General features: G+C 68.8%; 18 protein-coding genes. 10 read left to right on the forward strand and 8 right to left on the reverse strand.

Going from position 1 to position 19516, the window contains the following annotated elements; genetic code table 11:
- Window positions 1–167: 167 nt before the first annotated feature.
- The 3 genes from FOZ70_RS17380 to FOZ70_RS17390 all read left to right on the forward strand — a co-directional run bounded on the left by FOZ70_RS17380 (window position 168) and on the right by FOZ70_RS17390 (window position 4112).
- Window positions 168–1127 carry an MBL fold metallo-hydrolase gene (locus FOZ70_RS17380; RefSeq protein ID WP_048023110.1) on the forward strand — a complete coding sequence of 320 codons (960 nt, stop codon included), beginning with the start codon at window positions 168–170 and terminating at the stop codon, window positions 1125–1127.
- Between the two features lie 180 nt (window positions 1128–1307).
- A complete protein-coding gene (locus tag FOZ70_RS17385; RefSeq protein WP_219706339.1) occupies window positions 1308–2657 on the forward strand; it encodes an MFS transporter in 1350 nt (449 codons plus the stop codon).
- An 87-nt stretch (window positions 2658–2744) separates the two neighbouring features.
- On the forward strand, window positions 2745–4112 hold the full coding sequence (locus FOZ70_RS17390) for an MFS transporter (RefSeq protein ID WP_219706340.1): 1368 nt from the start codon (window positions 2745–2747) through the stop codon (window positions 4110–4112).
- A gap of 21 nt (window positions 4113–4133) precedes the next feature.
- On the opposite strand, the gene FOZ70_RS17395 is transcribed toward FOZ70_RS17390, so the two are convergent.
- The 3 genes from FOZ70_RS17395 to FOZ70_RS17405 form a co-directional block, all read right to left on the reverse strand.
- Window positions 4134–4496, reverse strand: a complete 363-nt coding sequence (locus FOZ70_RS17395) for a hypothetical protein (protein ID WP_219706341.1) — start codon at window positions 4494–4496, stop codon at window positions 4134–4136.
- Window positions 4497–4575: 79 nt separating this feature from the next.
- Entirely contained in the window at window positions 4576–6384 is a 1809-nt protein-coding gene (locus FOZ70_RS17400) for a sensor domain-containing diguanylate cyclase (protein ID WP_219706342.1), read from the reverse strand.
- Window positions 6385–6722: 338 nt separating this feature from the next.
- Entirely contained in the window at window positions 6723–7523 is an 801-nt protein-coding gene (locus tag FOZ70_RS17405) for an SDR family oxidoreductase (RefSeq protein ID WP_059707734.1), read from the reverse strand.
- A gap of 136 nt (window positions 7524–7659) precedes the next feature.
- On the opposite strand from FOZ70_RS17405, the gene FOZ70_RS17410 reads away from it, so the two are divergent.
- On the forward strand, window positions 7660–8631 hold the full coding sequence (locus FOZ70_RS17410; RefSeq protein ID WP_059853659.1) for a GlxA family transcriptional regulator: 972 nt from the start codon (window positions 7660–7662) through the stop codon (window positions 8629–8631).
- 77 nt (window positions 8632–8708) lie between these two features.
- The gene (locus FOZ70_RS17415; protein WP_219706343.1) at window positions 8709–9857 is read left to right on the forward strand and encodes an epoxide hydrolase family protein; all 1149 of its coding nucleotides are present in this window, start codon (window positions 8709–8711) and stop codon (window positions 9855–9857) included.
- A gap of 102 nt (window positions 9858–9959) precedes the next feature.
- Here FOZ70_RS17415 and FOZ70_RS17420 read toward each other — a convergent pair whose 3' ends face one another.
- Window positions 9960–10451 carry a 2,4'-dihydroxyacetophenone dioxygenase family protein gene (locus tag FOZ70_RS17420; RefSeq protein WP_048023098.1) on the reverse strand — a complete coding sequence of 164 codons (492 nt, stop codon included), beginning with the start codon at window positions 10449–10451 and terminating at the stop codon, window positions 9960–9962.
- A 168-nt stretch (window positions 10452–10619) separates the two neighbouring features.
- Here FOZ70_RS17420 and FOZ70_RS17425 point away from each other — a divergent pair, with 168 nt between their 5' ends.
- From FOZ70_RS17425 to FOZ70_RS17435, 3 genes are read left to right on the forward strand one after another with little or no spacing between them, the layout of a single operon-like run.
- On the forward strand, window positions 10620–11090 hold the full coding sequence (locus FOZ70_RS17425; RefSeq protein WP_219706344.1) for a MarR family transcriptional regulator: 471 nt from the start codon (window positions 10620–10622) through the stop codon (window positions 11088–11090).
- 37 nt (window positions 11091–11127) lie between these two features.
- The gene (locus tag FOZ70_RS17430; protein WP_027791510.1) at window positions 11128–11463 is read left to right on the forward strand and encodes a hypothetical protein; all 336 of its coding nucleotides are present in this window, start codon (window positions 11128–11130) and stop codon (window positions 11461–11463) included.
- Window positions 11460–12716 (forward strand): MFS transporter, encoded by a 1257-nt coding sequence (locus tag FOZ70_RS17435; RefSeq protein WP_059492288.1) that lies wholly within the window; start codon window positions 11460–11462, stop codon window positions 12714–12716. The genes FOZ70_RS17430 and FOZ70_RS17435 overlap by 4 nt, the downstream gene beginning before the upstream one ends.
- Before the next feature lie 112 nt (window positions 12717–12828).
- Here FOZ70_RS17435 and FOZ70_RS17440 read toward each other — a convergent pair whose 3' ends face one another.
- A complete protein-coding gene (locus tag FOZ70_RS17440; RefSeq protein WP_059676975.1) occupies window positions 12829–13782 on the reverse strand; it encodes a LysR family transcriptional regulator in 954 nt (317 codons plus the stop codon).
- A 105-nt stretch (window positions 13783–13887) separates the two neighbouring features.
- Here FOZ70_RS17440 and FOZ70_RS17445 point away from each other — a divergent pair, with 105 nt between their 5' ends.
- On the forward strand, window positions 13888–15246 hold the full coding sequence (locus FOZ70_RS17445; protein ID WP_021159213.1) for an aspartate aminotransferase family protein: 1359 nt from the start codon (window positions 13888–13890) through the stop codon (window positions 15244–15246).
- Between the two features lie 49 nt (window positions 15247–15295).
- Window positions 15296–16813 carry a CoA-acylating methylmalonate-semialdehyde dehydrogenase gene (locus FOZ70_RS17450; protein WP_021159212.1) on the forward strand — a complete coding sequence of 506 codons (1518 nt, stop codon included), beginning with the start codon at window positions 15296–15298 and terminating at the stop codon, window positions 16811–16813.
- A 130-nt stretch (window positions 16814–16943) separates the two neighbouring features.
- On the opposite strand, the gene FOZ70_RS17455 is transcribed toward FOZ70_RS17450, so the two are convergent.
- The 3 genes from FOZ70_RS17455 to FOZ70_RS17465 form a co-directional block, all read right to left on the reverse strand.
- Window positions 16944–17318 carry a hypothetical protein gene (locus tag FOZ70_RS17455; protein WP_021159211.1) on the reverse strand — a complete coding sequence of 125 codons (375 nt, stop codon included), beginning with the start codon at window positions 17316–17318 and terminating at the stop codon, window positions 16944–16946.
- Between the two features lie 331 nt (window positions 17319–17649).
- On the reverse strand, window positions 17650–18585 hold the full coding sequence (locus tag FOZ70_RS17460) for a DMT family transporter (protein ID WP_219706345.1): 936 nt from the start codon (window positions 18583–18585) through the stop codon (window positions 17650–17652).
- A gap of 126 nt (window positions 18586–18711) precedes the next feature.
- A partial coding sequence (locus tag FOZ70_RS17465) for an AEC family transporter (RefSeq protein WP_219706346.1) occupies window positions 18712–19516 on the reverse strand: 805 nt, incomplete at its 5' end.

A 19516-nucleotide genomic window follows, 5' to 3' on the forward strand; every position in this document is an offset into this window, starting at 1 on the left:
TTCCGTTGACGAAACCCCGCATGGTATCCGACGCCATTTGTCGCGCCAGCCCGCAGGTTTACCCGTATTAGACAATAGCAAGCGACTTTGTCATTGACAAATATTCGGCGCAAGAAGATGATCCGCTCACTCCCCTCAACACATGGCTCGCAGCCACGGAACGCAACATGGCCAAAGCATTCGCCTCCCAAGCCGATCTGGAAGAGAAGAAAGTCACCTGGACGAAGCTGTCCGAGAACGCGTACGCGTACACCGCCGAAGGCGACCCGAACTCGGGCGTGATCATCGGCGACGACAGCGTGCTGATCGTCGACACGACCGCGACGCCCGCGATGGCGCAGGACCTGATCGCGAAGATCCGCAGCGTGACCGACAAGCCGATCAAGCACGTCGTGCTGTCGCACTACCACGCGGTGCGCGTGCTCGGCGCGTCCGCGTATTTCGACGAAGGCGCGCAGCACGTGATCGCGAGCCGTGGCACGTACGAGATGATCGTCGAACGCGGCGAGGCCGACATGAAGTCGGAGATCGAGCGTTTCCCGCGCCTGTTCGCCGGTGTCGAGACGGTGCCGGGCCTGACCTGGCCGACGCTCGTGTTCGAACGCGAGATCACGCTGTTCCTCGGCAAGCTCGAGGTGAAGATCATGCACGTCGGCTCGGGCCACACGAAGGGCGATACGATCGTCTGGATCCCGTCGCAGAAAGTGCTGTTCTCGGGCGACCTCGTCGAATACGACGCCGCGTGCTATTGCGGCGATGCACAGCTCGAACAGTGGCCGGCCACGCTCGAGGCGCTGCGCGCGCTGAACGCCGAGAAGCTGGTGCCGGGCCGTGGCCCCGCGCTGCTGAACCCGGCCGACGTGAACAAGGGCCTCGACTACACGAAGGATTTCGTCACGACGTTGCTCGCGCAGGGCCGCAAGGCCGTCGAGCAGAAGCTCGACCTGAAGGCGTCGATGGCGCTCACGCGCGAAGCGATGGACCCGAAGTTCGGCCACGTGTTCATCTACGAGCACTGCCTGCCGTTCGACGTGTCGCGTGCGTTCGACGAAGCGAGCGGCATCACGCATCCGCGCATCTGGACCGCGCAGCGCGACAAGGAAATGTGGGCCGCGCTGCAGGACTGAGCGGCTTGCACAGGCGGGGTGTCCGACAGGGCGCTCCGCCTTTTTTCTGAAGCGGCGACCGGCCGCGGCGTTCCGCCGCCTTGCCGACCGCCGTGATCCGAGCTCACTAGAATGCAGGGCGCACGTACGCCCTGGGAGACGGCTGCGCGCCCGAATCGCGCAGCCTGTTTGGAGAGAGACATGCCCCAATCGCTTCATGCCGAAGCGACGCTCGCGCACGCGAGCGCTTCGGCTTCCGCATCCGCCGCCACGGACGACGCGCTGCTGTTCCGCACGATCGCATGGCGGATCGTGCCGTTCCTGTTCCTCTGCTACGTCGTATCGTTCCTCGACCGCATCAACATCGGCTTCGCGCAGTTGCAGATGAAGCACGATCTCGGCTTCAGCGACGCGATGTACGGCCTCGGCGCCGCGGTCTTCTACGTCGGCTACGTGTTCTGCGAAGTGCCGAGCAACATGCTGCTCGCGCGTTTCGGCGCGCGCCGCACCTTCACGCGGATCATGCTGCTGTGGGGCATCGCGTCGACCGGGATGATGTTCGTGTCGCAGCCGTCGCATTTCTATGTGCTGCGGTTCCTGCTCGGCGTGTTCGAAGCGGGCTTCTTTCCCGGCATCGTGCTGTACCTCACTTACTGGTTCCCCGCGAACCGGCGCGCGGCCGCGATCTCGGTGTTCTTCGCGGGCGTCGCGGTGGCCGGCGTGCTCGGCGGCCTGATGTCGGGCTGGATCATGCGCGACATGGGTGGCGTGCTCGGCCTGCACGGCTGGCAGTGGATGTTCGCGATCGAAGGCGCGCCGGCGATCCTGCTCGCGTTCGCCGCGTTTACGTTCCTGGTCGACCGGCCGCAGGATGCCGCGTGGCTCACGGCCGATGAAAAGGCGCGGGTCGCCGCGCTGTGCGCCGACGGCCGCGGCCACGGCCACGCGCACGACGGGCGCAGCCTCGTGGCCGCGCTCGCCAATCCGCGCGTGTACCTGTTCGCGTTCATCTATTTCTCGCTGACCTGCGCGTCGCTGACGCTCAACTTCTGGATGCCGCTGATGATCCGCGATTTCGGCGTGACCGACGTCGTGGCCGTGAGCCTGTACACGGTCGTGCCGAACGCGGTCGGCGCGGTGGGGCTGGTCCTGATCGCGCGCCGTTCGGACCGGACCGGCGAGCGCCGCAAGCACTTCGCGTGCTGCACGATCGGCGGCGGGATCGCGCTCGCCGCGCTGACGCTGCACCTGCACAGCTTCGCGGCGATGCTCGCGTGCCTGTCGATCGCGGCGACGCTGATCTTCGCCGCGCTGCCGATCTTCTGGGCCGTGCCGACCCGCTACCTGTCGGGCAACGCGGCCGCGGCCGGGATCGCGCTGATCAGCAGCATCGGGATCACGAGCGGCATCGTCAGCCCGTGGGTGATCGGGATGATCCGCACGCGCACCGGCAGCATGGATCTCGCCGTGTATCTGCTGGCCGCGTTGCTGGTGGCGAGCGGCGTCGCGCTGATGCTCGGCGTGAAGGGCGAAGCCGCGCCGCGCGACTGAACGCGCAACGGCCGGTTGCCGCGCGCGGGCGGCGGCGACCGGCGCCCCATGTTCGCCCCGCACCCGAATCCATCGAGGAGACGATCGATGTCAGCCCCTCTTCAAGCCGACGCCGCGCGTGCCGTCGCGTCCGGCGCCGCCGCACCGGACGACGACGCGCTGTACCGGCGCATCGGCATGCGGATCGTGCCGTTCCTGTTCATCTGCTACATCGTGTCGATTCTCGATCGCAGCAACATCGGCTTCGCGCAGTTGCAGATGCGGCAGGATCTTGGCCTGACCGACGCGATGTACAGCCTCGGCGCCGTGCTGTTCTTCGTCGGTTACGTGCTGTTCGAGGTGCCGAGCAACGCGTTGCTGCGCCGCTTCGGTGCGCGCCGCACGTTCGCGCGGATCATGTGCCTGTGGGGCGCGGTGTCGGTCGCGATGATCACCGTCGACAGCGCGAAGCACTTCTACGTGCTGCGCTTCCTGCTCGGGGTGTTCGAGGCCGGGTTCTTTCCGGGCGTGGTGTTCTACCTGACGTACTGGTATCCGGCGCGGCGGCGCGCGTCGGTGCTGTCGATCTTCTACGCGGGTGTCGCGGTGGCGGGGATGGTCGGCGGGCTGCTGTCGGGCTGGCTGATGCGCGGGATGTCGGGCGTGCTCGGGCTGCACGGCTGGCAATGGATGTTCGCGATCGAGGGCGCGCCCGCGATCCTGCTCGGCGTGATCGCGTGGTTCTGGCTGTGCGATCGTCCCGAGCAGGCGCGCTGGCTGTCCGACGCCGATCGCCAGCGGCTTGCGGCCGACCTGGCCGCCGACCGCGCCGGTGTCGCTGGTGCCGCCGATGCCACCGGTGCCGATACGCCGGCGCCGCATTCGCTGCGGCAGGTGCTGGCCGAACCGCGCACGTACCTGTTCGCGTTCATCTATTTCTCGCTGACCACCGCGCTCCTGATGCTGCTGTTCTGGATGCCGCTGATGATCCGCGAATTCGGCATCCACGACGTCGTGCAGATCAGCCTGTTGTCGGTCGTGCCGAACGCGATCGGCGCGGCCGGCCTGATCGCGATCGCGCGGCGTTCCGACCGCAAGCGCGAGCGGCGCCGGCACTTCGCGGCATGCGCGTTCGGCGGCGCGGTGGCGCTGGCGCTGCTGACGCTGCACCTGCCGAGCATCGTCGCGATGATGGCGCTGCTGTCGGTCGCGGTGATGCTGATCTTCGCCGCGCATCCGGTGTTCTGGGCCGTGCCGTCCGCGTATTTCTCCGGCGCGGGCGCGGCCGGCGGGATTGCGCTGATCAGCAGCATCGGCGTGTCGAGCGGCATGATCACTCCCTGGCTCGTCGGGCTGATCCGCACGCGAACCGGCAGCATGGATCCGGCGATGCTGATGATCGCCGCACTGTTGGCCGCGTGCGCGGTCGCGATGCTGCTGGGGGTGCGGGCGGTGCCGCGTGCGGAGGCGGCGTGACGCCGGCGGCTGCGGTGCGATTCAGTGGAAGGACAGAAACAGCCCGGGCAGGACGAGCAGGCCGTGCAGCACCAGCGCACCGTAGATCACGCCGCCGCGCGCCTGCAGGTCGATCGACAGGCAGGCGATCGCCGCGATGACGCCGAGGGCCGAGAGGCCTGCCGCCCAGAACAGCGCGGTAATCAGCACACGAACGCCGGTGTACGGATCGTCCATCGAACTGGCGAACACGTAGCCGATCAGAAGCGCCAGCAACTCGACGAGCGCGACGACGAGCAGACCTGTCGCGATTCGTGCGGTTCGTTTGGCATTGTCCATGGCAAGTCGTGGTGAGTAGAGCAAGGGGCGCAAGTCTACACGATCGGTTTCGAACCAGTCGAGCAACGGGGGCCGGGAAACCGGGCGGCGGACGCGGCGCGGATGTCGCACGGCGCGACGTCGAGTCGTCGCGCCGTCGCGTCGGCTACGCCCGATACACCTCGATCCGGTTGCGGCCGCGTTCCTTCGCGAGATAGAGCGCCTTGTCGGCGCGTGACAGCGGCTGGTACGCGCCGAAGTCCGACGCCCGCATTGCGTCGATGCCGATGCTGACGGTCAGCGTGACCTGCTGGTCCTCGTGCATCAGCCGCGCCGCTATCGCGCGTTGCTGCACGCGCTGCGCGAATGCCAGCGCGGTGTCGAGATCCGCCTTCGGCAGCACGACCGCGAATTCCTCGCCGCCGACCCGGCCGACGATCCCGTCGGGCCCGGTTTCCGCGAGCAGCAGCCGCGCGAAATGCCGGAGCGCGCGATCGCCGACCGGGTGGCCCCAGCGGTCGTTCAGCGCCTTGAAGTGATCGAGATCGAGCATGAGCACCGCGGCGGCCAGGCCGGTCGTGCGCACGTTGCGCAGCGCGGCTTCGCTTTGCCGCATGAACGCGTGGCGGTTCGACAGTTGCGTCAGGTGATCGGTCGTGGCCATCCGGTGCAGCTCGGCCTCGATGTGCTTGCGGTCGGTCGCGTCGGTGATGAAGCCGTGCCACACGGTGCCGCCGTCGGCCGTGCGCTGCGGGCGCGCATCGCCTTCGCGCCAGCGCAGGCCCTGGCCCGGCAGCAGCACGCGATATTCGAGGCGCCACGGGGTCAGCCGCACCGACGAGTCGTGCAGCGACAGCCGGTAGGCGACCAGGTCGGCCGGATGAATCCGCGTCTCGACCGCCTCCGCACTGTGGGCGACCTGCTCGGGCGTCAGTTCATAGATGTCGCTGACACCCGCGCTCGCGTAGGTAAAGAAGCGGTGCCCGTCGGCCGTTTGCCGCAGCTGGAACACGAGCCCGGGAACCTGGTCGGTGAGATCCGTGACGAGCGCGGCCGAGTCGCGCAACCGCGTGGCGAGCTCGCGCAGCGCGGTGATGTCCGTGGTCGTGCCGACCATCCGGAGCGCGCGGCCGTAGGCGTCGCGGGTGATCACCTTGCCGCGGCTGCAGATCCATTTGTAGGTGCCGTCCTTGCAACGGATGCGGTGCTCGACCGCGTAGCGGTCGGTGCGGCGCTCGAAGTGCGCGAGCATCGCGGCTTTCACGTCGTCGACGTCGTCCGGATGCAGCCGTTCGTACGCATCCTCGATCCGGGTGCCGAGCTCGTGCGGCGCGTAGCCGAGCAATGCCTTCCAGGCCGGCGAGTAATGGATCTCGCCGGTTTCCACGTTGCGATCCCACACACCGGTGCCGCTTTCGGTGAGCGCGAGCGTGGTCAGCGTGCTGTGTTCCTCGACGACGCCGAGCCGGTCGCGCAACGCGGCGGCTTCGGTCGCGCGGCAAAGCGCGCTGGCCGCCAGCGTGGCGAGGTCGCGGAGCAGCGTGCGTTGCGTGGCGTCGAGCGTGCGTTGCGCTTCGTCGACGATGCACAGCATGCCCAGCGTCGCGCCATCGGGCGCGGCCAGTTCGCAGGCCGCGACGATCCCCGGCGCGCGAGGCGGGCCGCCGTCGCGTTGCCCGTTCGCATTCGCATTCGCGTTCGTGTCGTCCGGCACGAACCTCGCATCGGCGGCCGGGTCCGGCTCGACCCGGGGTGGCAAGCCATCGGCGAAAAGGGGATCGGGCAGCGCGCCGTCGACGGCGAGCACGCGTGGCGCATCGGCATCCGCGTGCGCAATGAACGCGCCGGCGGCACCGAAATGCGCCCGCGCGACACGACAGACGGTGGCCAGTTCCGGCACGGGCGGGAGCGCGGGCGGAAGGTTGGCCGAACCGCGCGCGGAGGCCGGCGCGTCGCCGGTCTCGGTGATGAACATACGGACCCGCTTGGTCGAGTTTGCAACGGACGATTGCCCTCGTGATCGGACGAATGCCGGTCGGACGAGGCCGCTTGGGGACTGCAATCGCAGAGCTTACTGTTGCGCGGAATGCGTGGCAAGCGAACCGGAATCGTCTGTCGGTATGCGCGATTTGCGCCGATCGGGAACGAATCCGGTGCATGTTTCGGCAGACGAATCCACCGATCGGCACGTGCCGGGAAACGTGCCGCGGACCCCGGGACGATCGGCAGCGATTCGCTGCCTGTCACCGGGTTCCGCGGCGCGTCCCGGAGGGCGCCGCGCTTGCTGCCTTCGACCTGCGGGACGTCGGGCGGTCAGCGTGCCGTCGCGTAGCGCGGCGCGGGCGTATCGGCCGACAGGTGCGGGGCCATCGTGCGGCGCGCGGCCTCGTAGGCGTCCCATTCGTCACCCGCATGCAGCGACGGGATCGTCACGAGTTCGCCGCGCTCGAAGCCGACCAGCGCCGCGTCGACCAGGTCGGACGCCGACATCACGATTTCCTTCGGCAGATGCTCGAGCGGCAGGCCGGCCGTCTGCCAGAAATCGGTGGCGGTCGCGCCGGGCAGCACGGCCTGCACCTGCACGCCCTTGTCGGCGAGTTCGTGGTGCAGCGACTGGCTGAACGCGAGCACGAACGCCTTCGTGCCGCCGTACACGCCGTTCAGCGTTTCCGGCGAGATCGCGACGATCGACGAAATATTGATCACCGCACCGCGGCCGCGGGCGACGAAGCCGGGCACCGCCGCGTAGGTGAGGCGCGTGAGCGACGTCACGTTCAGGTCGATCATCCGGGTCATCGCGTCGACGTCGCTGTCGAGCAGCGGCGCGTGCGTGCCGACGCCCGCATTGTTCACGAGCAGCGTGATGCTCGCATCCTGCTTCAGCTTCGCCTCGACAGCGGCGAGGGCCGTGCGGTCGTTGAGGTCGGCGTCGACGATCTCGACGCTGCGCTGCGTGTCGTTCGTGATGCGATCGGCGAGGGCGGCCAGCCGGTCGCGGTTGCGGGCGACCAGGATCAGGTCGTAACCGCGGCGCGCGAGGCGGTCCGCGTAGACGGCACCGATGCCCGACGAGGCGCCGGTAATGAGGGCGGTACCGCGATGTGCTTGCGTCATGATGTGCTCCGTTTCGATGGGATTGGCCGGATGGCGTGAAGCCATTCTGGCCGTGAATCGCTGTGACACAAATGACGTAGATGGGTATGATTCAGGACATCGGGCCAATTCACTGGCCGGGGAAGGGAGAACGCACATGCACCGCATCGGCTTTCTGATCAGCGACGGCTTCCAGATCATGGCGCTCGCCGCGCAGTCGGTGTTCGAGTACGCGAACATGGGCATGAGCGAGCCGTTCTACGTGATGGGCAACTATTCGGTCGACGGTGGCGACGTGCGCTCGTCGCTCGGGCTGCCGGTCGCCACGCACGCGCTGCGCGGGCAGCTTGCCGTCGATACGTGGATCGTCGCGGGCGTCAACGATCCGGTCGCGTCGCCGGCGCCGCCCGGCGTCGTCGCGTTCCTGCGCCGCGCCAACGCGCGCGCGCGGCGGATCGCCGGCATCTGCACGGGCGCGTTCGTGCTGGCCGAGGCCGGGCTGCTCGCGCAGCGCCGCGCGACGACGCACTGGGCGTTCGGCCGCGACCTCCAGCGGGACTACCCGGAGATTCGCGTCGAGGAAGACCGGATCTACATCGTCGACGGCCCGATCTGGACGTCGGCCGGGATGACGGCCGGCCTCGACCTCGCGCTCGCGATGGTGGAAAAGGACCTGGGCGCGGATGCCGCCCGGTCGGTCGCGCACAAGCTCGTGATGCACCAGCGGCGGGCCGGCGGCCAGTCGCAGCATTCGGAAATGCTGGATCTCGCGCCGAAATCCGACCGGATCCAGAACGCGCTGAACTACGCGCGGCAGCATCTCGGCCGCGCGCTGACCGTCGAGGATCTCGCCGAAGCGGTGCACCTGAGCCCGCGCCAGTTCAGCCGCGTGTTCACGCTCGAGACGGGGCAGTCGCCCGCGAAGGCGATCGAGCGGCTGCGGCTGGAGTCCGCGCGGCTGATGATCGAGCAGAGCCGCCATTCGCTCGACGTGATTGCGAAGGAAAACGGCTTTCGCGACCGGCGGCACATGCGCGAGGCGTTCGTGCGCGGGTTCGGCGTGCCGCCGCAGGCGGTGCGGCGCGACGCGCGGTCGGATGAGCGGTCGGGCGAGCGGGAGGCGGGCTGACGCGTGTGCGCGAGCCGCTCTGCGCGCGCCGGAAAAATCGCGCAGAATCTCGTCGACCCGCTTCGCGAGGAGACCCGATGCACACCGCCCCGTTCGACATTGCGATTCCCGATCACGCGCTCGATGACCTGCGCCGGCGCCTGCGCGCCATGCGCGCACCGGCGCTGACCCCCGCAGCGCCATGGCAGCAGGGCGTCGACGGCGCCTGGTTGCGCGAGCTGACCGCGTACTGGGCCGAACGCTACGACTGGCGTGCGGCGGAGTGTGCGCTGAACCGGCTGCCGCAGTTCGTCGCAGACGCAGGCGGGCAGCGCGTGCATTTCATCCATCGACGCGGCGTCGGGCCGAGGCCTTATCCTCTCGTCATCACGCACGGCTGGCCCGGCTCCGTCTTCGAATTCGACGCGCTGATCGATCGCCTCTGCGACCCGGCGGCGTTCGGCGGCGATCCGGACGACGCGTTCGACGTCGTCGTGCCGTCGCTGCCCGGTTTCCTGTTCTCGCCGGCGCCCGCCGCACCCGGCATGTCCGCGTTTCAGGTTGCCGACCGCTGGGCGGCACTGATGTCCGGTCTCGGATACCGACGCTTCGGCGCGCAAGGCGGCGATCTCGGCGCAGGCGTGTCGATTGCGCTGGGCGCGCGGCATGCCGACGTGGTGGACGGCCTCCATCTGAACTTCCTGCCCGGCAGCTACGAGCCGCCGACCGACGCGGCCTTGCCGCTGACCGACGAGGAACGCGCGTTCGTGACGCAGCGTGGCGAGTGGGCCGCGCTGGAAGGCGGATACGCGCATGTCCACATGACGAAGCCGCAGACGCTCGCCGTCGCGCTCAACGATTCGCCGGCCGGGCTGGCCGCGTGGATCGCCGAGAAATTCCGCACGTGGAGCGATTGCGACGGCGACCTGGCGCGGCGGTTTTCGTACGACACGCTGCTGACCGGCATCTCGTTGTACTGGTTCACCGGCTGCATCGGCTCGTCGATGCAGATGTATTGGGAAAACCGGCTGCAGCCCATGCGCTTCGCGGCCGGGCAGCGCGTGGCGGTGCCCGTCGCGTTTGCGCGTTTTCCGAAGGAAATCGGCCGCCCGCCGCGCAGCTGGCTCGAACGGGTGTTCGACGTCGTGCAGTGGACCGACATGCCGAGCGGCGGCCATTTTGCCGCGATGGAGGAGCCGGATCTGCTGGCCGACGATGTCCGGCGGTTTTTCCGGCGGTTTCGGTAATGCGCGGGCAGGCCGGGGACGTTGGCGAAGCGCGCCGGCTGCCACCCGCACATCGGCGCGAGCCGGCACCACACGCATCGCGACGCGGCGATGCCGCCAGTCTTAGCGCGTGACGAACGGCGCCGCGTCGCCCGGCACCGTGCGCGCATGCTTGCGCTGGCGCAGCAGCGCGACGCGGCAGTTCTCGCGCGCGGTTTCGCGGCCTTCGTCGTCGAGCAGCACCAGATCGCCGCGCATCACGTTCAGCGTGATCACGTCCTCGCCCGGCGCGCCGAGCGTTTCCGGCGTATGCACCGAGCCGGCCGGTTCGAGCACCGTCGAGCCGGCGTGCGCGATCCAGTCGTATTCGAGGTAGCGCCACGCCCCCTGCAGCGTATGGACGAATACCTCGCCGTCGTGGCGATGGCGCGGCAGCGTGCCGCCGGCCGGCATCCTCAGCAGCGCGGTGAGCGTGTCCTCGGCCGCGTTGATGTGCAGGTACTTGATTGCGAGGCCGGGCAGGTCGGCGCTCATCGGCAGCCACGGCAGCGCGTCGCCGGGCAGGCACGAGATCGGCGGCAGGTCGGTGGAGAGCGGAGCGGACGGCTGCGTCATGGCGGGAAGCGGAGCGGAAATGGGGAGCCCGCATTATCGCAGAGCCGGCCTGCGCGGCCGAACGCGACGTTTCGCATCGGCTCGAGCGCAGGCGAAGGGACGATCCTTACAGGATGAAATATGCAGCTAAACTGTACAGTTTGACTGTACATCTGCTATCTTGAATTCATGAATCCGCCATTACCTCCCTCCGACGCGCTCCCACTGGCCGGCCTCGCCGGCGAACTCCGCATCTCGGTCGGCAAGCTGATGCGGCGGATGCGGGAGCAGATCCACCCGAACGACCTCACGTCATCGCAGAAGTCGGTGCTGTTGCGGCTCGATCGCGACGGCCCCGCGACCGTATCGGCCCTGGCGCGCGCCGAAAGCGTGCGCCCGCAGTCGATGCGCGTGACGGTCGCGACGCTCGAGGCGCTGGGCGCCGTCAGCGGCGAGCCCGATCCGTCCGATGGCCGGCAGACGCTGATCGCGGTCACGCCCGGTTTCCGCAAGGTGCTGCAGGCCAACCGCGCGGCCAAGGACGACTGGCTGTTCCGCGCGCTGCACGCGCAACTGTCCACGGCCGAGCGGGCCGAGCTCGCGTCCGCCGTGAAGCTGCTGCAGCGGCTCGCCGAATTCCAGGAAACGCCGCGCCCTTGAACCGCATCCGCCCGCTTGCCGAAAGGACAACCCGAACATGAACCTCCCGCATCTCGTCGCGTACTTCTTCGGCGGCGCGTTTCTCGCAAACGTCGTGCCGCACCTCGTCAGCGGATTGCGCGGCGAGCCGTTCCAGACCCCGTTCGCGAATCCGCCCGGGCGCGGGTTGTCGTCGTCCACCGTGAATGTCGTGTGGGGCGTCGCGAACCTCGTGATGGCTTATGTGCTGGTGTGCCGAGTGGGCGATTTCGACCTCCGGGTCACGGCCGATGCCGCGGCGTTCGGCCTCGGCATCCTCGCGCTCGGCCTGTTTCTCGCGCGCCACTTCGGCGAACTGCACGGCGGCAACGAGCCCGACCGGGAGCGGCCATGAGCGTGCCGGCGGCGGGCGTGTTCCGTTCGCTTCGCAGTTTCAACTACCGTGTGTGGGCGATCGGTTCGCTGGTGTCGAACATCGGTACGTGGGTCCAGCGCACCGCGCAGGACTGGCTCGTCCTTACGCAGCTCACGCATCACGACGCATCGGCCGTCGGCACGGTGATGGCGTTGCAGTTCGGGCCGCAGTTGCTGCTGTTGCCGTGGACCGGCTACGCGGCCGACCGCTTCGACCAGCGCAAGCTGCTGATGGTGACGCAGGCGCTGATGGGCGTGCTGGCGCTGGTGCTCGGCGCGCTGACGGTCACGGGTGTCGCGCGGCTCGAGCATGTCTACGTGTTCGCGTTCCTGTTCGGCTGCGCGGCGGCGTTCGACGCGCCCGTGCGACAGACCTTCGTCGCCGAACTGGTCGGAGATCGCGAACTCGCGAACGCGGTCGCGCTCAATTCGACGTCGTTCAACGCCGCGCGGATGATCGGCCCGGCGGCAGCGGGTTTCATGATCGCGTCGGTCGGCACGGGCTGGGCGTTTGTCGCCAACGGGCTCAGCTTCTTCGCGGTGCTGGTGTCGCTGTTGCTGCTCCGCGAGGACGAACTGCGCGCGAACCTGCGGGCGGGTCGCTCGCGCGGCGGCCTGCTCGACGGGTTCCGCTACGTGTGGCGGCGCGACGACCTGAAGGCGATCCTTTTGATGCTGTTCCTGATCGGCACGTTCGGGCTCAACTTCCAGTTGTTCATCTCGACGATGGCGGCCAGCGTGTTCCACGTCGATGCGCGCGGGTTCGGCGTGCTGTCGTCGATGATGGCGGTCGGCACGGTGTCGGGCGCGCTGCTCGCCGCGCGCCGCGAGCAGCCGCGCTTCCGGCATCTGTGGTTCGGCGCGGCGCTGTTCGGGCTCGGCTGCACGCTCGCCGCGCTGGCGCCGGGCTATTGGCTGTTCGCCGCCGCGCTGGTGCTGACCGGGATCGCCGCGATCACCTTCATGAACTCGACCAACAGCCTGATGCAGTTGTCCACCGAGCCGGCGATGCGCGGCCGCGTGATGGCGCTGCGCCTCGCGGTCGCGCTCGGCGGCACGCCGATCGGCGCGCCGGTGGCCGGCTGGGTCGCGAACCATCTCGGCCCGCGCTGGGCGCTCGGCGTCGGTGCGATGTCCGGTTTTGGCGCCGCGTTGGTCGCGACGCATTTCGTGAAGCGCAGCCGCGCGCAAGCGCAAGCCGACCGCGCGCGCGACCGGTTCGACGGCGTGTGACCGGGGCGACCGGGCGGGGCGCTGGTGCCGCCGCCGCGCTTGTCGGTCCCTTCATCGCCGGCACGCTGCCGCACGACGGGCGGCCGGGAGCCCGGTCCTTTGCGTGAGTCGCCTACGCCGCCGGCCGTGCCGTCGCCGCGTGCGCGGCTTCCAGACACGACTGGAACAGCAGCGCGGCCCGCGACGGCCGCGGCGAGCGCCGCAGCAGGCTCACGAACCGGCACCGGTAATTGAACCGGTGCGGCGCGATCGGCTGCATCAGCCCCTTGTTTTCAAAACTTTCCGCGTAATGGTCGGGCAGGAAGCCCAGGTAGCGGCCGGACAGGATCAGCGTCGCGATCGACTCCTGATCCGACGCGGTCGCGCTGCGCGTGAGCTTCGCGCGGTGGCTCAGCTCCATGTTCGGCGAATGGAAGCCGAGCCCCGCGAATGCATGGTTGCGGATCGTCGTCCACGTGAGCTTGCCGTGCGGCGCGTCGTAAAGCGGATGCTGGCGGCCGCAGTACAGCAGCATCCGTTCGTCGAACAGCTCCGAATACACGAGGCTGCCGGAGTTGCGGTGCGCGGGAATGATCCCGACCTGGTAGCTGCCGTCGATGATCCCGCGCTCGACCTCGTTGATCGACGCGACGTGCAGGTTCAGCGCGACGTCGGGCGCTTCGTCGGCGAACTGGCGGATCGCGTCGCCGAGGCGAGCGTTCGCGTTGGTGGCCGTCTTGTCGAACACCGCGACATTCAATTCGCCGCCCATCCGGTCGTGAATGCCGTCTATCCTGCTTCTAAACGCTTCCATCGACGCGAGCAGCCGCAGTGTCTCCTCGTACACGGTCTGCCCCTCGGGCGTCAGCGTGAAGCCCGCGCGGCCGCGCCGGCACAGCACGAGGCCGACGCGCGTTTCCAGGTCCTTCACGTGCCGGCTGATCGTCGAGATGCCGATATTCAGTTCCAGTTCGGCCGCCGCCATCCCGCCGCACTGCACGACGCCCTTGAAGACCCGCAGCAGGCGGAGATCCATGTCGCTGAGCTGCCCGAGCAGCGCGCGGCTCTTCGGTTTCTTTGCTTGCATAGTTGCGCAAGTGAACATTGATATTGCGATATTGAAGAGACTAATTGGCCTCCCGACAATGCGCAACATCATCACAAGAAGGAGGGGCGCGCCGCGCCGACCGACATGACCGACATCACCACCGCCGCGCAGCAGGACGACACGACCATCCGCACCGACGCCGCGTGGCTCGACGCGCACTGGATGCCGTTCACGGCCAACCGCCAGTTCAAGGCCGACCCGCGCATGATCGTGTCGGGCAAGGGCGCGTATTACACGGACGCCGAAGGCCGCAAGATCTTCGACGGCCTGTCGGGCCTCTGGTGCACGGGCCTCGGCCACGGCCGCACGGAAATCGTCGAAGCCGTGAGCCGCCAGGTCGCGCAGCTCGACTACGCGCCGGCGTTCCAGTTCGGCCATCCGAAATCGTTCGAGCTCGCCAACAAGATCAAGGAACTGACGCCGGCCGGCCTCGACTACGTGTTCTTCACGGGGTCGGGCTCGGAAGCGGCCGACACCTCGCTGAAGCTGGCCCGCGCGTACTGGCGCGCGAAGGGCAAGGGCACGAAGACGCGCCTGATCGGCCGCGAGAAGGGTTATCACGGCGTGAACTTCGGCGGTATCTCGGTCGGCGGGATCGGGCCGAACCGCAAGCTGTTCGGCCAGGGGATCGACGCCGACTTCCTGCCGCACACGCAACTCGCCGAAAACAAGTTCTCGCGCGGGATGCCCGAGCACGGCGCCGAGCTGGCCGACCGCCTGCTCGACCTGATCGCGCTGCACGACGCGTCGAACATCGCGGCCGTGATCGTCGAGCCGTTCTCCGGTTCGGCGGGCGTGGTCGTGCCGCCGAAGGGTTATCTGAAGCGCCTGCGCGACATCTGCACCGCGCACGACATCCTGCTGATTTTCGACGAAGTCATCACGGGCTTCGGCCGTGCCGGCGCGATGACGGGCGCCGACGCATTCGGCGTGGTGCCGGACATCCTGAACTTCGCGAAGCAGGTGACGAACGGCGTGCAGCCGCTCGGCGGCGTGGTCGCGACGAAGGAAATCTACGACACGTTCATGGCCGCGGGCGGCCCCGAGTACATGCTCGAGTTCCCGCACGGCTACACGTATTCGGCGCATCCGGTCGCGTGCGCGGCCGGTGTCGCGGCGCTCGACCTGCTGGTGAAGGAAGACGCGGTGGCCCGCGTGCGCGATCTCGCGCCGCATTTCGAGGCGGCCGTGCACGGGCTGAAGGGCCAGCGCCATATCGCGGACATCCGCAACTACGGGCTGGCTGCCGGCCTGACGATCGCGGCACTGCCGGGCGAGCCGGCACGGCGCCCGTACGAGATCGCGATGCGCTGCTGGGCGAAGGGCTTCTACGTGCGCTACGGCGGCGACACGATCCAGCTGGCGCCCCCGTTCATCTCGGAGAAGCGCGAGATCGACAACCTGGTCAACGCGCTGTCCGACGCACTGAACGAAGTGGACTGAGCCGCGGCGCGCACCGACCGACAACCGAATTCACGAAAGAGCCTCAACGATGAAACACGACAGCAATGTGACCTCCACCGTCGGCCACCTGATCGACGGCAAGCGCGTCGACGGCGGCAGCCGCGTCCAGCCGGTGTTCGACCCGGCGACCGGCGAATCGCACAAGAGCGTCGCGCTCGCCGACAAGCTGACCGTCGAAGCCGCGATCGCGTCCGCGCAGGCGGCGTTCCCGGCCTGGCGCAACACGCCGCCGCTGAAGCGCGCCCGCGTGATGAGCCGCTTCAAGACGCTGCTCGAGGAACACGCCGACGAGCTGTGCGCGCTGATCACGGCCGAGCACGGCAAGGTGCTCGCCGATGCGATGGGCGAACTGCAGCGCGGGATCGAGAACGTCGAATACGCGACCTACGTGCCCGAGCTGCTGAAGGGCGAGCACAGCAAGAACGTCGGCCCCGCGATCGATTCGTGGAGCGAGTTCCAGGCGCTCGGCGTCGCGGCCGGCATCACGCCGTTCAACTTCCCGGTGATGGTGCCGCTGTGGATGTGGCCGATGGCCGTCGCGTGCGGCAACACGTTCGTGCTGAAGCCGTCCGAGCGCACGCCGTCGTCGACGCTGCGCATGGCCGAGCTCGCGCTCGAAGCGGGCCTGCCGCCGGGCGTGCTGAATGTCGTGAACGGCGACAAGGAAGCGGTCGACACGCTGCTGACCGACCCGCGCGTGAAGGCCGTGAGCTTCGTCGGCTCGACGCCGATCGCCGAATACATCTATTCGACCGGCTGCGCGCACGGCAAGCGCGTGCAGGCGCTCGGCGGCGCGAAGAACTTCGCGGTCGTGATGCCGGACGCCGACATCGGCAACGCGGTGAACGCGCTGATGGGCGCCGCGTACGGGTCGTGCGGCGAACGCTGCATGGCGATTCCGCTGGTCGTCGCGATCGGCGACGAGACGGGCGACAAGGTGGTGGCGGGCCTGAAGGCCGAGATCGAGAAGATGAAGGTCGGCCCGGGCAACGGCGCGGGCGTCGACATGGGCCCGCTCGTCACGCAGCAGCATTTCGAGAAGGTGACGGGCTTCGTCGACGCCGGCGTGGCGGCAGGCGCGACGCTCGTCGTCGACGGCCGCGGCGTGAAGGTCGACGGCCACGACGGCGGTTATTACCTCGGCCCGTGCCTGTTCGACAACGTGAAGCCCGGCATGCCGATCTACCAGCACGAGATCTTCGGGCCCGTGCTCGGCGTGATCCGCCTGAAGTCGCTCGACGAGGCGATGGCGCTGATCGACGCGCACGAGTACGGCAACGGCACGTGCCTGTTCACGCGCGACGGCGAGGCCGCGCGCTACTTCAGCGACAACATCCAGATCGGCATGGTCGGCATCAACGTGCCGCTGCCGGTGCCGGTTGCCTACCACTCGTTCGGCGGCTGGAAGCGTTCGCTGTTCGGCGACCTGCATGCGTATGGCCCGGACGCCGTGCGTTTCTACACGAAGCGCAAGACGATCACGCAGCGCTGGCCGTCGGCCGGCGTGCGCGAAGGAACGGTGTTCAGCTTCCCGTCGAACCGCTGATGCGCTACCCGGCCGCATGAACCGGCCGCCTGCGGGCGGACGGTGCAACGCGGCCGGCGCGATCGCGAGCAGGCCCGCCCGGATCGACGATCCGGGCGGGCTTTTTTACGTCCGCGCGGCGGAACGACGCTTACGGTGCAACCACGTGCCACATGTCCTTGAAGTTGTCGCCGTTGCGGTCGCCCTGTTTCATGTCCTTCGAGAAGAAGTACAGCGGCTTGCCCTTGTATGCCCATTGCGGGCTGCCGTCGTCGCGCTTGACGATCGTGTAGGGCCCGACCGGAACGTCGGTCGCGCTGGCCTTGTAGGGCGGCCAGAAGGATTCGCACTGGCCCGTGCACGCGCTGGTGCCGGCGTTGGCCTTGTCCTTGTCGAACGTGTAGACGGTCATCCCGTTCGCGGCGACGAGCGAACCGTTTTCGACTTTCGTGATCGAGCCTTGAGCCGACGCCGATGCGGATGCAATGGCGAGCAGGGCGGAGCTGACGAGCAGCGCGGCTTTCATGAGGGCCTCCTGTAATCCGGTGGGCGGCCGCGATCGTGCACGGGCGAGCGTGCGCCGGGATCGCGATGAATGGTGCCGGAGCGCGGCGCCGTCGCCGGTGCGAGCGACGCAGGGTCGAATGGCGACAAACGGAGCGCTCCATTCACGATAGGCGGTTTTTGGCGGGGCTGCGAGAACATCGGGGGCGTATCGGCGGGCATATCGGGGGCGTATCGGGGGGCGTATCGGTATCGGCCGCCCGTCTGCGTCACGCAACGGGCCGTGATCGCCGCCGCGCGTCGCGCTGGTATTCGACATCCGTCCCCGAGTGCGCGTCGCGCCCGCCCATGGATCAGCGTTTCGAGCGATTGGTCAGCGCGACGCCCGCGATCACGAGCGCACCGCCCGCCAGCATCGACGGCGACAACGGCTCGCCGAGCAGCGCGACCGACAGCAGCACGCCGAACACGGGTACCAGGTTGGTGAACACGGCCGCGCGGGCCGGCCCGAGTTCGCGGATGCCCTGCGAATACCAGACGAACGCGACCACCGTGCCGATCGCGCCGAGATAGAGCATCGACGCGACGGCCTGCCACGTCAGCGGCGTGCCGCTGCCGGCGGGCGAGCCGAACAGGTGCGCGACGACCAGCAGCGCGAGGCCCCACAGAGCCGCATACGTCGTCGCCGCCAGCGGCGACAGCCCGTCGAGCGCGCGCCGGCCGATCACGGTATAGGCGGCCCAGCTCAGCACCGCGCACAGCATGAAGCGTTCGCCGGCACCGAACGTGTTGCCGAGATCGGTCAGCACCCGCAGCCATTCGCCGCGGCTGATCACGACCAGCGCGCCGCACAGCGCGACCGCGATGCCGGCCCAGCGCGACAGCGACAGGCGTTCCCCGCGCACGACGATCGACAGCAGCACGGCGGTGGCGACCGGGTTCAACGCGACGAACAGCGCGGTGCGGCCCGCCGGCATCCGCGCGAGCGCCGCGAAAAAACACACGTTGTACAGGAAGATGCCGGTCGCACCGAGGCCGAAGGTCGTCAAGACCTGGCGGCCGCTCAGCTTCGGCAGCCCGCCTTCGATCTTCCACGTCAGCACGACCAGCATCAGCGCGGCAATCGCGAAGCGGCCGGTGGCTGCCGAGGTCGCGGACATCGTCGCGGCGAGGATCCGGCCCGCGATGAACGTCCCGCCCCAGAACAGCGCGACGAGCGTGAGCTTCACGTAGACGGCCGCGTGCGGCCGGGTGGCGGCGATGGCGGCGGGTGGGGCGGGAGCGTTCATGTGACGGGGTTTCTCGGTGAGCGCCTGCGGCAATGCGTGAACGAGCACGCGCGGCCGGTCATGCCGAATCGTGCGATGGCCCGCGTGCAGGCTGGATTCAGGGGGAAATGGGCGGTCGTTGCGTCGTCAGCGAAACGCGGGTGCCGACGCGAGCGCGGTCAGCACGACGGGCATCGCGAGCGCCGCCGCGATCGTCTGGAATGCGGTGATGCCGGCCATCAGCGGCGCGTCGCCGCCGAGCTGGCGCGCCATGATGTACGACGCCGACGACGTCGGCAGCGCCTGGAACAGCAGCGCGACCGTCAGCGCGGCATCGCCGAGCCCGAACAGGCGGCCGGCGGCGAGCGTGATGAGCGGCATCGCCATGAACTTGAACGCCGACGCGACGCAGACCGGCTGCAGCCACGCACGCGCCGCATCGAATTTCAGTGCCGCGCCCACGCACAGCAGGCCGAGCGGCATCGACGCGGCGCCGAGCGCGCGCACGGCCGGCTCGACGGCCGCCGGGAACGTGACGCCGCCGGCCTGCATCGCGATCCCGAGCGCGCACGCGACGACGAGCGGATTCGACAGGATCTGGCGCACGAGGGCCGCCGCGCCGAGCCGCGTGCTGCCGTAGCGCGCGAATACGAGTACGCACATCAGGTTGACGGTCGGGACGATCGCCGCGACGCACACGGCCGCGAGTGCGATGCCTTTTGCGCCGAACAACCCGGCCGCGAGCGCGGTGCCGACATAATTGTTGAAGCGCACGGCACCCTGGAACACCGACGTGAAGCCGGCGCCGTCGACCCGCACGAACGGGCGAACCAGCAGGAGAAGCGCCGCGGCGAGTGCGGTCGAACCGACCAGCGCCGCCGCGAGCGGTAAAACGGGCAGCGCCTGCAGCCGCGCTGTTCGCGGACGGCCTCGCGAACGCGCGGCTGCAGGC

The organism is Burkholderia sp. COPS (assembly GCF_019425585.1).
In the GTDB taxonomy this organism is placed as follows: domain Bacteria; phylum Pseudomonadota; class Gammaproteobacteria; order Burkholderiales; family Burkholderiaceae; genus Burkholderia; species Burkholderia cepacia.